Origin of the sequence: Helicobacter sp. 11-8110 (genome assembly GCF_003288905.1) — a bacterium.
GTDB classification, from domain to species: domain Bacteria; phylum Campylobacterota; class Campylobacteria; order Campylobacterales; family Helicobacteraceae; genus Helicobacter_D; species Helicobacter_D colisuis.
This window is the reverse complement of the sequence record NZ_NHYL01000007.1, coordinates 22,779-36,899: the sequence shown is the minus strand read 5'-3', so window position 1 is coordinate 36,899 and position 14,121 is coordinate 22,779. Positions and strand designations below refer to the sequence as shown.

The 14,121-nt window shown below is 35.0% G+C and carries 14 protein-coding genes; 5 read left to right on the top strand and 9 right to left on the bottom strand.

Annotated elements, in window-relative coordinates:
- Positions 1 to 4 precede the first annotated feature (4 nt).
- Positions 5 to 1,429, bottom strand: a complete 1,425-nt coding sequence (locus CCY98_RS06735) for a major outer membrane protein (RefSeq protein ID WP_112057804.1) — start codon at positions 1,427 to 1,429, stop codon at positions 5 to 7.
- Positions 1,430 to 1,591: 162 nt separating this feature from the next.
- Between CCY98_RS06735 and CCY98_RS06730 the strand changes: the two genes are divergently transcribed.
- The 5 genes from CCY98_RS06730 to CCY98_RS06710 are packed head-to-tail and all read left to right on the top strand — an operon-like array spanning position 1,592 to position 5,538.
- The gene (locus CCY98_RS06730) at positions 1,592 to 2,224 is read left to right on the top strand and encodes a UPF0323 family lipoprotein (protein ID WP_112057803.1); all 633 of its coding nucleotides are present in this window, start codon (positions 1,592 to 1,594) and stop codon (positions 2,222 to 2,224) included.
- Between the two features lie 2 nt (positions 2,225 to 2,226).
- Complete coding sequence (locus CCY98_RS06725; RefSeq protein ID WP_112057802.1) at positions 2,227 to 3,399, top strand: glutathionylspermidine synthase family protein; 1,173 nt, start codon at positions 2,227 to 2,229, stop codon at positions 3,397 to 3,399.
- Between the two features lie 10 nt (positions 3,400 to 3,409).
- Entirely contained in the window at positions 3,410 to 4,729 is a 1,320-nt protein-coding gene (gene hemL / locus CCY98_RS06720; RefSeq protein WP_112057801.1) for a glutamate-1-semialdehyde 2,1-aminomutase, read from the top strand.
- Positions 4,719 to 5,015 carry an AtpZ/AtpI family protein gene (locus CCY98_RS06715; RefSeq protein ID WP_112057800.1) on the top strand — a complete coding sequence of 99 codons (297 nt, stop codon included), beginning with the start codon at positions 4,719 to 4,721 and terminating at the stop codon, positions 5,013 to 5,015. Before hemL ends, CCY98_RS06715 begins: the two co-directional genes overlap by 11 nt.
- Positions 5,005 to 5,538 (top strand): hypothetical protein, encoded by a 534-nt coding sequence (locus CCY98_RS06710; protein WP_242099608.1) that lies wholly within the window; start codon positions 5,005 to 5,007, stop codon positions 5,536 to 5,538. The genes CCY98_RS06715 and CCY98_RS06710 overlap by 11 nt, the downstream gene beginning before the upstream one ends.
- Positions 5,539 to 5,561: 23 nt before the next feature.
- On the opposite strand, the gene mnmE is transcribed toward CCY98_RS06710, so the two are convergent.
- The 8 genes from mnmE to CCY98_RS06670 all read right to left on the bottom strand — a co-directional run bounded on the left by mnmE (position 5,562) and on the right by CCY98_RS06670 (position 13,991).
- Positions 5,562 to 6,947 (bottom strand): tRNA uridine-5-carboxymethylaminomethyl(34) synthesis GTPase MnmE, encoded by a 1,386-nt coding sequence (gene mnmE, locus CCY98_RS06705; RefSeq protein ID WP_112057798.1) that lies wholly within the window; start codon positions 6,945 to 6,947, stop codon positions 5,562 to 5,564.
- The gene (locus CCY98_RS06700) at positions 6,931 to 7,629 is read right to left on the bottom strand and encodes a Jag N-terminal domain-containing protein (protein ID WP_112057797.1); all 699 of its coding nucleotides are present in this window, start codon (positions 7,627 to 7,629) and stop codon (positions 6,931 to 6,933) included. The genes mnmE and CCY98_RS06700 overlap by 17 nt, the downstream gene beginning before the upstream one ends.
- The gene (gene yidC / locus CCY98_RS06695) at positions 7,626 to 9,239 is read right to left on the bottom strand and encodes a membrane protein insertase YidC (protein ID WP_112057796.1); all 1,614 of its coding nucleotides are present in this window, start codon (positions 9,237 to 9,239) and stop codon (positions 7,626 to 7,628) included. The genes CCY98_RS06700 and yidC overlap by 4 nt, the downstream gene beginning before the upstream one ends.
- On the bottom strand, positions 9,232 to 9,609 hold the full coding sequence (gene yidD, locus CCY98_RS06690; RefSeq protein WP_112057795.1) for a membrane protein insertion efficiency factor YidD: 378 nt from the start codon (positions 9,607 to 9,609) through the stop codon (positions 9,232 to 9,234). Before yidD ends, yidC begins: the two co-directional genes overlap by 8 nt.
- 8 nt (positions 9,610 to 9,617) lie before the next feature.
- Positions 9,618 to 9,944: a ribonuclease P protein component gene (gene rnpA / locus CCY98_RS06685; protein WP_112057794.1), complete on the bottom strand. Its 327-nt coding sequence runs from the start codon at positions 9,942 to 9,944 to the stop codon at positions 9,618 to 9,620.
- Positions 9,945 to 9,966: 22 nt separating this feature from the next.
- Positions 9,967 to 10,101: a 50S ribosomal protein L34 gene (gene rpmH, locus CCY98_RS06680; RefSeq protein ID WP_005020743.1), complete on the bottom strand. Its 135-nt coding sequence runs from the start codon at positions 10,099 to 10,101 to the stop codon at positions 9,967 to 9,969.
- A 77-nt stretch (positions 10,102 to 10,178) separates the two neighbouring features.
- Positions 10,179 to 11,600, bottom strand: coding sequence for an acetyl-CoA carboxylase subunit A (locus tag CCY98_RS06675; protein WP_112057793.1), 1,422 nt, complete (start codon positions 11,598 to 11,600; stop codon positions 10,179 to 10,181).
- A 294-nt stretch (positions 11,601 to 11,894) separates the two neighbouring features.
- The gene (locus CCY98_RS06670; protein WP_112057792.1) at positions 11,895 to 13,991 is read right to left on the bottom strand and encodes a TonB-dependent receptor; all 2,097 of its coding nucleotides are present in this window, start codon (positions 13,989 to 13,991) and stop codon (positions 11,895 to 11,897) included.
- Positions 13,992 to 14,121: the final 130 nt, after the last annotated feature.

Below are 14,121 nucleotides of genomic sequence, written 5' to 3'. Positions count from 1 at the left end.
ATACTTAGAAAGTGTATTTAACTTCCACTCTTAGGCGATTTCTATCTTCAGAATCGCTATTAACTGCATCATTCCAAGCTGCAGTATTTTGGCTACCTAATGCAATTTGTCTTGTTGCATCTGTTGTTAAAATAGAGTAGTGAGCGAAGATTCTAAGAGATTTAGAGTATTGCCAAGTAATGTTTGGATTGATTTCTGTAAAATCAATATCACCACTATAGTGTGCTGCACCTTGACCTCTTGAGATTTTGTTAGTTCCACTTACGAAGTCTATTCCAACATTTAAGTTTTCTAAAATGTCATAGTTGATGTTGGCATAAAATAGACTTAATTCATTGGATTCAAATCCTCGTGGCATATTTTGTCCTTCTGCAGGTAACATAGAAATGCTAACACCTGTTGCGACATTTTCAAACCAAATTTGTCCTACTTTTTGGAATGATCCTTCATTATCTAGTGAAACTGCATAACCATCTTGTGTGTTACCCCAATAACCTATTTTTGCAGCAAGTGGAACATTAAGCTCGTGGAATTTTACACCTGCTTCAAGTGTGTAAAGATCGTTCCCTTCTTTTACTTTATTTCCTCCATATATGCCTGTCCAAGGAGAATTGGCATCGCTATTGAGTTTGCTAAAAGCATATTGCCCTTTTAAATGGAACATTGAATCTTGCCAAGCAAGTTCACCAAAACCTGCAAAATCAATCATATCTGTAGCATTAAAAAGCCAAAGTTGAGAACTGAAATTTCCAATGCTCGTATCATAATTGCTCAAAGCTGCAGCGGTATAAAGAGGTTTATCAATAGAGCCGTTGTCAGGATCTAGTGTATATCCTGTTTGATAGTCATCAATGCTCCAAGAATCAAATGCCCCAAGACTAAATGTCCAGTGATTTAAATCTGAATTTGTTACAAAAATACCCGTTGCTCTATCATCAAGTGTGTCACTAATTGGGGTTTGCATAATCATTTTACCCGCTTTAATAGTGGTGTTAGTTGAATCAGGAGTAATTACCATATTAAACTCTCTTACACCAAACCAGCTATCTGATCCAGAACCTAAGCCATTGCCTAAGAAAGCGTTAGCTGTTCCAGGAGTTGCAAGATTACCATTGTTATCAGCAACCCCTTTTCCATGATTGACATTTTGTTGTGCATTGTGGTAGCCAATTCCTAGATTCATTGAAACATTGTTGATTACAGGAGTCTTAAAGAGTGCTTCTGCACGCCATTGGTGATTGGCATTTCCTTTTGTGGTTCCATTTTTGTCAAAATTTTGATCTTTGTAGCGATCATCAGTGTAGCGATAACGCAACATTCCGCTTACATCAATGCCTTTAATGGCTTCTTCAAGTGGTTGTGCAAAACTTGCAGTTGAAAGACTTCCAAGTGCAATGCAAGCTACAAGAGATATTTTAGTCATTTTCATCACATTTCCTTTAAGAATTTTAATTTGAATAAAAAGCAGGTATTCTATTTAATTAAAACTTAAAAATTTATAAAAAAAATAGCACAATTTTTCAAGGGCAATTTTATTTTCTTGTGTGTATAATCTCTTTTAAATTTGGGAAAATTAAGGAGTTTTTAGAGAATGAAAAAGTTTTTAAAAAAAATATCAGATCCTAAGATTGTAGGCGTTTTTAGCAAAAGCGGCTTAGGATTGGTAGCAATTTTGACATTGGTGGGTTGCGATAATGGAGCTCAAACTTCTAATAACACTAGAAGTTTGGAGCAAGCTACTAAAAATGGTGCGACAGTAACTATTGAGCAACAAAGTGATGGAACTTATAAGATTTTAGAAGAAACTCCAAGTGATACAACGCGTGTAATTTTGAGAGAAGCTAATGGAAATGAGCGGATTTTAAGTCAAGAGGAAATTGATAAAATCATAGCAGAAGAATCAAAAAAAATCGATGCAGGTACTTCGCAACTTACAAACCCAACAGGCGCTGGATTATCACTTGGTGAAACGATTTTGGCAAGTGCAGCAGGGGCAATTTTGGGAAGTTGGATTGGAAGTAAGCTTTTTAATAATCAAAATTATCAAGCCCAGCAAAGAACAAGTTATAAAACTCCACAAGCTTATGAGCGTTCACAAAGCTCTTTTAATCGTAGTGCTACAGGTGCTACAAGTAGTGTAGGTCGCAGTGGATTTTATTCTCCAAACAACACTAGCGCAACCCAGAATCGCTCTAGTAGCTCCACAAGTGCTTTTGGGGGTTAATAATGGAGATTATTAAAGCAACGCCATTAAGTAACGAAGATTTAGAAAATTTAGGGCTTAGTTGGCATACAGATGTTGATGAGACGCCTTATGTGAGTGATGAAATTGTTGTAGTAAGTGAGCAAGAAGCACAAAATTATTATGATGCAGTTAATGAGTTGTATGATATGTATGTAGAAGCAGGTCAATATGTGATTGATAATGATTTATTTTTTGAGCTTGGAATCCCTTTTAATCTAGTAGAAGCGATTCAAATGAGCTGGGAAGAGGAAGTGCATTGGCATTTGTATGGGCGATTTGATTTGGCAGGTGGGCTTGATGGAGCGCCCATTAAGCTACTAGAATTTAATGCAGATACGCCAACAATGGTTTATGAAAGTGCGATTATTCAATGGGCTTTGCTTAAAAAAAATGGATTTAAGGAATCATTGCAATTTAATAGCTTATATGAATCATTGTGCGATAACTTTAAACGAATCATTACTTTGGGTGAAGATATTTCTAATTTTAATGAAATTTATGAAGGGTGGAAGATACTTTTTTCTAGCATTCAAGGAAGCGAGGAAGAAGAGAGGACGATACGATTGCTTGAAGTTATTGCTAAAGAAGCGGGATTTGGGACAAATTTTTGTTATGCACACGAAGCGCATTTGGATGAAAATGCTGGTTTGAGTTTCAATGGAGAAAATTATGAATTTTGGTTTAAATTGATTCCTTGGGAGAGTATTGCCATTGATGAGCCTGATTTGGCTAATCTTATTACTACAATGATGCGAAATAAAAACACTATCTTTTTAAATCCTGCTTATACATTAATGTTTCAAAGCAAAAGAATGCTTAAGATTTTGTGGGATTTATTCCCTAATCATCCTTTGTTGCTAGAGACTTCCTATGAGCCTTTAGTAGGCAAAAAGCAAGTAAAAAAACATGCTTTTGGCAGGGAGGGAGAGAGTGTAAGTATTCTTGATTCAAAAGGGAATCCTTTAGTACAAAATGGTGGAAATTATGGAAATTATCCTGAGATTTATCAAGAATATGCTTTAATAAATCAGCATAATAGAAGTTTTTATCAAGCCAATGTTTTTTATGCTTATGAGGCTTGTGCATTAGGCTTTAGAAAAGGCGGAGAGATTTTGAATAATATGTCAAAATTTGTCTCTCATAAAATAAAATAAAGGGCAATTTATGGAAACTTTAAATCATTTAAATAGTATTAATGATTTTAATGAAGCAAAGCAGGTGATTCCAGGTGGAGTGAATTCGCCTGTTAGGGCATTTAAAAGTGTAGGGGGCACACCCCCTTTTATCAAAAGAGGGGAAGGTCCCTATTTGATTGATGAAGACAATAATACTTATATTGATTTTGTGCAAAGTTGGGGACCTTTGATTTTTGGGCATTGCGATAAGGAGATTGAAGCAATTGTTATAGAAACTATCAAAAAAGGCTTATCCTTTGGAGCTCCAACGACTTTGGAAACAGCTTTGGCTAAAGAAGTAATTTCAATTTATGAAGGAATTGATAAGATTCGCTTTGTTTCAAGTGGCACTGAAGCGACTATGAGCGCTATTAGATTAGCTAGAGCTTATACAAAAAGAGATGATATTATTAAGTTTGAAGGTTGCTATCATGGGCATAGTGATTCTTTGCTTGTGAACGCGGGAAGTGGGTTGGCAACTTTTGGTTCGCCAAGTTCTCCTGGTGTGCCTGAGGATTTTACTAAGCATACTTTGGTTGCGCGATACAATGACATTCAAAGCGTAGAATCTTGTATTCAAATTAGCGAGCAAAAAGGTAAGGGTGTAGCGTGTGTAATTTTAGAGCCTATTGCAGGAAATATGGGGTTAGTTCCTGCTAAAAAAGAGTTTTTAGAATCTTTAGAGAGGCTTTGCAAACAAGAAGGGATTGTTTTAATATTAGATGAAGTGATGAGTGGATTTAGAGCCTCATTAAATGGTTCTCAAAGCTTCTATGGAGTAAATGGAGATTTGGTAACTTTTGGAAAAGTTATTGGTGGTGGAATGCCAGTTGGAGCTTTTGGTGGAAGATCAGAGATTATGAATCTCCTTTCACCTCAAGGTAGCGTGTATCAAGCAGGCACATTAAGTGGGAATCCAGTGGCAATGAGTGCAGGGCTTGTGGCTTTAAAAAAGCTAAAAAATAATCCTGAAATTTATGGAAAGCTAGAATCACTTGCTTTGCAACTAACTAATGGATTAAAGAATATTGCAGCTGAATTTGGGATTACACTTCAAACTTGTGTGAGAGGGAGTATGTTTGGGTTTTTCTTTAACCAAAATCCAGTAGAAAACTTTGAAGATGCACTAAAGAGCGATACAGAATTGTTTGGAAAATTTCATCAAGGAATGCTAGAGAGGGGAGTATATTTTGCCGCTTCGCAGTTTGAGACAGGTTTTATTTGTGTAGGAATGAATGAAGCAATGATTGATAAAGTTTTAAGTAAAGCTAAAGAAGTGTTTTTAGAGATAGGCGCATATGGAAAATAAAGATTCTATTCAAAAACCAAAGTATAGTGATGCGATACTAGCGTATTCTAATGCTACTCTTGGAATCTCAATGGTAGTGGCGGTGCTTATTGGGGTTGGGATTGGCTATGGATTGGAGGCTCTATTTGGCTATCGGTGGCTTTTTTGGCTTGGGGTTGTTTGGGGTGTTTTGGCAGCTATTTTAAATGTATATAAAGCTTATAAAAGGCAAAAAAGGGAGCTAGATGAGCTAAGCAAAGATCCAAAATATGCTTACCAAAAAAAATGGGATGATGATGAGGATTAAGACAGCCATTTTTGTGCTTGTTGGAATCTTGATTGTTAGCGGAAGTCTGGCTACTATTTTTTGGGGCAGACTTTTTGCGTTTAGCTTTGTTTTTGCCTTTCTTTCTTTTCTTATGATTGTGGGTTTTACTTGTCTAGCTCAGAAAAATAAGATTTCTAGGCTTATTTTAAGATCATCTAAAGAAGAGCTGGAGGCATTGGCAAATCTCTATCAAAGCAAAGAAGACAAGGAAGAAGAATTTTGGGATGAGAATGCACCACAAATCTCTGAAGAAGAGTTTGTAAAAGAGTGCAAACAAAGGGGGCGAAAATTTTGGCGTGGGTTTAGCAAAGATACTAGTAAGTTTGGATTTAAAATGTTTTTTATGCCTTTAAGATTATTGGCATATGCACTCTTTGCAATTTTATTTTTAATCTTTTTAAAAAAAGGTTGGTTGGATTTTGTAGGATTTTTTAGTGGTTTGATTCTAGCAAATATTGCAGTAGTTTTGGTGCTACTTTTTGAATTTTTAAGGACTAAATAGTTAAAAGTTAGCTAGAGGTGTGCTTATTTGCCAAGGCAAAAATCATTAAACATCACATCAAGCATTTGGGAATATTCATAAGGTTTTGTAATAGAAGCTAAAGCTTTTAAGGCTTCATTAATATGAAAACTAAAGAGTTCTAGTTCGCCATTTACTAAAGGAAGTTTTGAATCATAGAGAGCTTGAATACACTCTTGAATGGCTTGAAATTGATATTGTGAGACTAGAAGTAGCATTTGTGAGTTTTCTTGAGAGTTAAGAAGTGAAATAAGATGACTTTTAAAATGCGATAACAAAGAATTACTAGAAGTTATATTGTCATCTTTGAGACATAAGTTAAGTGGATTAAAAGGAGCTAGTATTTGAAAATCAAAACTTCCTTTTAAATCTGCTTTATTTAATAAAACGATGATTTTTTTGGAATCTTGGTGGGTTTTTAGAATTTCTATTATTTTTAAATCTTCTTCTTCTAGGGGGCGACTACTATCAAAAAGGGCGATTAAAATATCGCTTTGTTCGGCTTTTTGCAAGCTTCTCTCTATGCCTTTGGCTTCAATTATGTCTTGGCTTTGTCGGATTCCTGCTGTGTCAATGAGGCGCAATAAATGCCCCTCTAAAGTAAAATTTTCTTCAATACTATCGCGTGTTGTTCCTGCAATATCACTTACAATAGCGCGATCTTCGTGTAAAAGTGCATTAAGTAAAGAGCTTTTTCCTACATTGGGTTTTCCGATAATGCAAAGTTTATAACCCTCAAAAATAGATTTTTTTTGTATGGATTGCTCTAAGAGATTTTGGAGAGTGAGTAGGGTAGAATCAAGTTTGTTTAAAAGATTTTTCATTAAATCTTGTGGCAATTCTTCATCAGCATAATCAATAAAAACTTCGCTATGAGCTAAGAGTGTAAGGAGATTTTTGCGTAAATTTTCACAAAAACTATGCATCTCGCCATTTAAATGACGCATTAGTATTTTGTGTGCATTAGCATTTGAAGATTCTATGAGTTTGGCGATAGCTTGAGCCTGACTTAGATCGATTCTGCCACCTAGAAAGGCGCGTTTGGTAAATTCTCCAGGTTTAGCCAATCTTGCACCAAGCTTGATGCATTCTTCCAGAATACTTTGGGCAATAAAAGTGCTTCCATGGCATTGAAATTCAATTACATCTTCAGTGGTGTAGCTATTGGGTGCTTTAAAATAAATCAAAATACATTCATCAAGTAATTCACCATCTTGAAAGTAGATTTTGGTGAGTTTAGCGTGGCGCACTTTAAGGCAATTGGGATTTATTTTGGCAAGTTTGGAAGCAATAAGCAGAGAATCTTGTCCGCTTAACCTAATGACATTAAGAGAGGATTTTCCATAAGTGGTAGCTGGGGCTACTATGGTTTGATTAATGTTGGAATTCATTGATAATGATATATCTCTGTCCTTCTTGATTGATTCTAAAAGAGATATATTTGTCTGGGAATTGTTCTCTTAATTGTTTAAGAGCGATGTGTGCCAAAACTCCATCTAATGGTTTTGTTTGAGCTTTTCCATAGGTTTTGATATTTTCAATAACAGGCATAAGATGATTGGCGATCATTTCTTCTTGATTTTTAAGAAATTCAGCAATTTCTAATCGCACCATTAGTCCATAGACATGATTTACCCAATTAAAAATAAGATAAGAAAAAGCTTTGTATCGGTAACCCTCTTTGCCAATTAATAAAGCTGAATCTTCCCCATCAATTTTAATATACAAGGTATTTTCATTATAGGGTTCTACAATTACTTCATCAATCTTATAAGGAAGGAGTTGAAGCAATTCTTGTAGTTCTTTTTGGACTTGTATAGAGATTTGATTAAGATCTTTGGAGGATTCTTTTTGTGGTATTGGTTGAGGTTTAGGCGTAGAGGTTTGTTTGATTGGGGTTTGATTTGTTTTTTTGGGTTGAGCGCAGATAATGGCATTTTTTTTGCCAAAACCTAAAAATCCTTTTTGGGGATTTTGAATGATTTCATATTCTAGTTCTACAATAGAGCAATTAAAAAGTTTAGAAGCTTCAATAAGGGCATTTTCAAGAGTTGTCGCTTCTATTTTCTTCATTTTTCGACCTTATGCTTTTTGTGTTCGGCAATTTCCCTTGCTTTTTTGCGTTCAAGAGCTTTGTTGATGAGTAGTTGCTGTAAGATGGAGAAAATATTATTTACAAACCAATAAAGCACCAAACCTGAAGGGCAAGTTACAAAGAAAATAGTAAAAATAAGTGGCAAGAATTTAAAGATTTTTTCTTGTATGGGGTCATTAAAAGTAGTTGGCGTTAGATGTTGTTGGAGATACATAGTAATACCCATAAGAACTGGTAAAACAAAATAAGGGTCTATAACAGATAAGTCTTGAATCCAAAGTAACCAAGCAGCCCCTTTTAGCTCGATGGCATTGTATAAAACGCGGTAAATTGCAAAAAACACAGGCATTTGCAAAAGAAGTGGCAAACATCCGCCCATTGGATTAGCGCCGTGTTTTTTATAAAGCTCCATCATATGAGCTTGAAGTTTTTGTGGCTCACCTTTGTATTTTTGTTGAATCTCTTTCATTTTTGGAGCAAGTTCTTTGAGTTTTTGCATAGAGACCATTCCCTTGTAAGTCAAAGGATAAAGGACAACTCTAACAATAAGTGTTAATAAAATAATCGCCCATCCCCAGTTCCCACACCAGTCATAAAGTGTTTCTAAAAGCAAAAAGAGAGGCTTGGCAAAAAAGGTGATGATTCCATACTCAACTACTTCGGTAAGATTAGGGTTGATGCTCTCTAATAAGCGATAATCTTTAGGTCCAATGTAGCCAGATAATTTAATATTTCCATTAGCGCTTAAAAAAGGCATTGGATTTTCATTAGCATTACTTAAAACTACAGAGTTAAGATTGTTAGATTGACTAAAAAATAAAGTTGTGTAGTATCTATCTACAGCGGCTAATATGCTAGAGTTTGCAAAATTGCTTTGTCCGCTAGAATCGCCATCTTCAATAGCGGTAATTGTCCCATCTTGTTCTTTTATGATAACGCCCTTAAAGACATAAGAATCATTTTCGGCACTTGGGCGCATACCAGGAGAGATGAAGTAGGTGTAGTTTTGTGGAATCTCTATCTTGATTTCATAAAGACCATTAGGGTGAAATGTGATAGTTTTTGTAAGTGTGAAATTTTCTAATTTTTGAGTAAGCGTAAGGGTTTGTGCTTTATCTTTTAATTCAATATTTGTGGCGCTTGTTTGATAAGGGGTGTTAAAAGCTTGTTGATTAAGCATTGAATCGGCAAAACGAATTTCTAGGATTTTTGGATTGCTTTGATTGGTAATATCATTGCTAAATAACTCAAGATTTTTTGCATCTTTTTGATACTTTTCTTCTTTGAGAGTAACTTGTGCGATTCTCCCTAGGCGATCGATTTGGTATTCAAAATTTTCTCCACTAATAGTAGTGATAATTTCTTGTGTTGTAGAAATTTGCGTTGATTCTTGAGCGGAATTAGGCTTTGCTTCTTTGGTTGTAGGGAGGTTTTGCGTGGTTTGAATAGATGAAGCAGTAGCAGTGGCATTATTTTCTTGTGGTTTTGGTGCATAAAAATAACTATAAGGAACGAAGAAAGCTAACGCTAAAACAACAGCTATGATGATACGAGTTTGTGAGTTTAGATTATCGAGTTTATTAAGCACGGGAAACCTTTGAGAAATTTTTTATAATATAAACATTTTGTATAGAATCTCTAGTTATGCAAGGGAGATTCTTAAAAGTAAAATTTTTAGTTTTTATGGGTATTAACCAGTATTTTGGCGTTTTGGGTGGCATAAAGCTATGGCGGAGAAGCTTACGAATTTTTGGATAAGAAATGCCCCCTTGGAAGAATTGATTGCAACTTAAAACTCTTAAGAAAGTTTTCAAAAAAGCGACAATGGGATTTTGAAATTCAAAAACTTGCTTGGAGTATTCTGAGCAAGAGGGATAATAGCGACATTTAGGACCAAGCAAAGCTGAAATATAACGCTGATAAAAAGAGATAAGTGATAAAAAGAAGCGTTTTTGCATTTTTAGATTCATCCAATTTGAAGTAGTTTTAGTCGCATCAGTGCGTGGCTATAGCTACTTTGTAAAGTGGAATAGGGAGCTTTGTCTAATCCGTTTTTTGCCAACAAAACCATATCGCCATTGACTAGGTTAGACATTGAATTGCGATATAGGTTTCTTAGGCGTCTTTTGACAAAATTTCTACAAACTGCATTGCCTACTTTTTTGGAGACACAAAAACCGACTCGGTTAGATTTGAGATTTTCTTTAAAAAAAAGAATAAAATAGGGATTGTGCCATTTTTTAGGGCTTTTATAGACATTTTCAAAATCTTTCTTATTTTTTAAAGTGACCAAAACTAAAAACCCAAACTTAAGATTAAACAGCTAATCTTTTTCTGCCTTTTGCTCTTCGTGCATTGATAACTTTTCTACCATTTTTGGTTTGCATTCTTACGCGAAAACCATGTGTTCTTTTTCTTGGTGTGTTGTGTGGTTGATATGTTCTTTTCATAAGTTATTGCCTTTTTGTAAAAATAAGGGTTAATTCTACTACAAAATTACTTAAAATTACTTTTATTTAAAGAATTTTTATTCTTCAAATTGACTGGTTAATGCCACTGCAATAGCTGCCACCAAATCACTCTCATCACTTGTTTCTTGCGGCATTAGCGATGGCAATTTGCTTTCTAAATAAGAAGTATCAAAAATTCCGCGTTTAAAATCTTTGTCATTACAAATATTAATCAAAAATGGAATTGTGGTTTTAACGCCACGGATTTTAAATTCACTTAATGCGCGTTTGAGTTTATTGACTGCTAAATCATAGCTTGTAGCACGCACAATAAGTTTGGCAATCATTGAATCATAAAAGGGCGGAATTGCAAAGTCTTTATAAATATAGCTATCTACCCTTACAAAAGGTCCAAGTGCAGGATAATAGGCAGTGATAATTCCGGGGTTTGGTATGAAATCATTATGCACATCTTCAGCGTTGATTCTAGCTTCAATAGCAAATCCTTGTGCGGTAATGTCATTTTGGCTTAAATCAAGAATTTCTCCATAGGCAATTCGTATCTGCCTTCCAATAAGGTCTAAGCCTGTGATTTCTTCTGTTACGCCGTGTTCAACTTGGATTCTTGTATTCATTTCCATAAAATAAAAATTATTCGAATCATCAATTAAAAATTCAATTGTTCCTGCATTGGTATAGTTTGCAGCCTTAGCTGCAGCCACAGCAACCACTCCCATTCGCCGCCTTAAATCAGCACTAATAGTAGGGCAGGGGGCGATTTCTATGAGTTTTTGATGACGCCTTTGAATAGAGCAATCGCGTTCTAATAGGTGAATAACATTGCCATAATTATCAGCTAGAATCTGGAATTCAATGTGTTTTGGATTTTGGATATATTTTTCCATAAAAACATCATCATTTTTAAAAAATGTCAAAGCCTCTCTTTTGCAAGCATTAAAAGCATTTTCTAATTCACTCTCTTCATGCACAACACGGATTCCTCTACCACCCCCTCCGCTACTTGCTTTGAGTATTACAGGATAGCCAATTTTTCTTGCAATTTTTTGTATTTCATAAAGACTTAATTTGTTAAGCGGTTCTGTGCCTGGGACAACTGGGATTCCATTTTGTATCATTAGATTTCTTGCGGCATTCTTATCTCCCATTTTGGCGATGACTTCACTCTCTGGACCAATCCACACTAACCCTGCTTCTTTGACTTTTTTTGCAAAAAGGGCATTTTCACTTAAAAAACCATAGCCTGGGTGAATGGCTTCTGATTCGGTTGCTTTTGCTGCTTCAATGATTCTATCAGGATCCAAATATCCTTTAATAGGATCTTCGCTTATGGCATAGGTGTGGGTTGCCATTTTGACATGCAGACTATCTCTATCAGCGTGAGAATAGATTGCTACAGATTCGATATTTAAATCATTGCAGGCGCGAATAATGCGAATGGCAATTTCGCCACGATTGGCAATAAGAATTCGTCTAAACATAAAAACTCCAAGATTTTGGCATTAATTTTAAAATAAATGATTCTATTTTATATTGAATCTTTTTAATTTTTTCTTTAGGGAGCAATAAAAAACTTTATTAAAAAAATAAATTACACTTAAATCGTTATATTTTTACACATAGATTCATTGAAGTTTTGTGTGAAAATCAAAATGGTTGCCATTAATTAAGCAAACCATTTTAAATAATAAAAAGATTGTAAATTTGAAATTCTAAGGAGAGCTAGACTTGAAATAAAGCCTAGCAAAATGAAATTTATTTATTATAAAATGTGATTAAAAATTACCTGTTAAAGAAACCCAAAAGCGTCTCCCTTCTTCAATTCTATTATATTGAGAGACATAACCATCTGTTGGATTCCCTGCAAAACTATCAGTGAATTTCTTATCTAAAAGATTGTGAATAGCCACATTAAGCTTCCAAGAATCATTGAAAGCATAAGTTCCGCCAGCAGTCATTAAGAATACATTTTTGTAGTATTCTCCTATTACTGGATCGCCACCTGTGTAGCGATTCCCTTGCCATTGTCCTTTAAGATAAGGTGTGAAGTTGTTAAAGGGTATGCTAATTTTAGCGATAAGATTATGCTCTAAAGAGTCATCTACTGGTTTTCCAATGGCGCTTATGGTAGAAGATTCACGCACTTCAGAATCTAAATAGGTATAAGAAGCGTCAATGTTGATTTTTTCTAAGACTTTAAATCCTGCTGCTAATTCCACTCCCATATATCGCACTTCTCCGTGATTGATGGCTTGTGAGCATCTAGCATAGGTGCAGATTCCAACTCCTGAAATATTTTCTCCAGTATTTATGGTTACACTTGAGATTTTATCTTTAAAATCTGTCAAAAATCCTGTAAGACTTATGTAATGAGAATCTTGATTGTAAATAGCGCTCAATTCATAATTAATTGAAGTTTCTTCAGAAAGATTTGGATTCCCATATGAAGGAACTCTTCCTTGACCGCTAAAATTATAATATCCTGCAATAAGGCGATTTGGTGTTGGCGCTTTAAATCCAGTTGCAATACCACCTTTTAGTGTTAGAGAATCAGTTGGATTATAGACAAGATAGCCTCTAGGTGAAATATTATCGCCAAAAATTTCGTGGTGATTGTATCTTGCTCCTAGCGTAAAGTTTAGATTATCTAAAATTGAAAGTTCATCTTCTGCAAAAATTCCAAGCAAATATTGATCAAATTTAGTTGGATTTGCGATTTTATCTTGCATTTTTTCTATGCGATATTCAGCGCCAACACTCAAGAGATTTCTCTCTCCTAATGGAACAACAGCTTTAGTATCTAAAATAATATCTTCTGCTAGAATATCTCTATTTTCTCCCAAATGGGGTTGTGTTGCAAGTCCGACAACTTCTCTACCATCATTGCTAACGCGATTGTATTGGATTCCAGAATCTAACACAAAATTTTCATAAGTTCCCTTGTGTGTTAAATAGGTTACTAATTTATCAACTTGCATTGTATCAGTGTAGCCCCCTGTTAATGCACCAGTATTATTAAGGGGTTTTGTTAGAGTCCCTAGCTGCCCATTGGCGTTATCAAAAATGCTTTGCGAGTAATCTACATCAAAGGTAAAATGATTTTGAGGATTAGCTAGGTAATCTAATTTTAATCCAAAATTATGATTATTGGCTCTTGTTGGGCTTTGTGCTTGAGAGGTATCAATGATTGTTCCATTAGGCTCTGAATAGCTCACACTAGAACCCTCTCTGTAAAATTCTCTTGCGCGTAGAGTAAGGGAGAGTTTGTCTTTAATAAGTGGTCCGCTACCATAAATACTAGTCCCATAGAGATTTCCCCATTGTGAATCTTCTTGAAGCAAGGCTTCTGTTTGGACGCTTAAGCCCCATTTTTCGGGAGATTTTTTTGTAATAATATTAACCACACCACCTAATGCATCAGAACCATAAAGGGTGCTCATTGGACCTTTGATAATCTCAATGCGTTCAATTGCTGAAATTGGAGGCAAGAAAGAAGAAGTAATTTCAGTGAAGCCATTAGGACCCACATCTCCTCCAACGCTTTGTCTTCTTCCATCTATTAAGATAAGGGTGTATCCCGTGATTCCACGCATAGTTATTTGATAAGTTCCTGTTTTTCCTTTGCTAGCAAATAAATCTACTCCAGGAATATCTGCAATCGCTTCTGCTACATCGCGATAAGGCTTGTTTTCCAAATCTTCTTTCTTGACAATTGAAATACTAGCAGGGGCTTCTTTTATGTCTTGAGAAAATCCACTAGCACTCACAACTGAAGTGTCTAAACGATATTCTTCAGCAGCATTTGCGCTAATTGCGCCAAGTATTAAAGATAACACAACAGATGAATATCTAACCTTGTTTGATATAAACATTTTTACTCCTATTAAAAATAATAATGATATTTAAAATTGTATTTATTATTAGCTTAAGCAAAAATAAACAATTATAATAATTACTACTATAATTGAATAAATTTAATAACGAAAGAGTTTATTTTTTTGG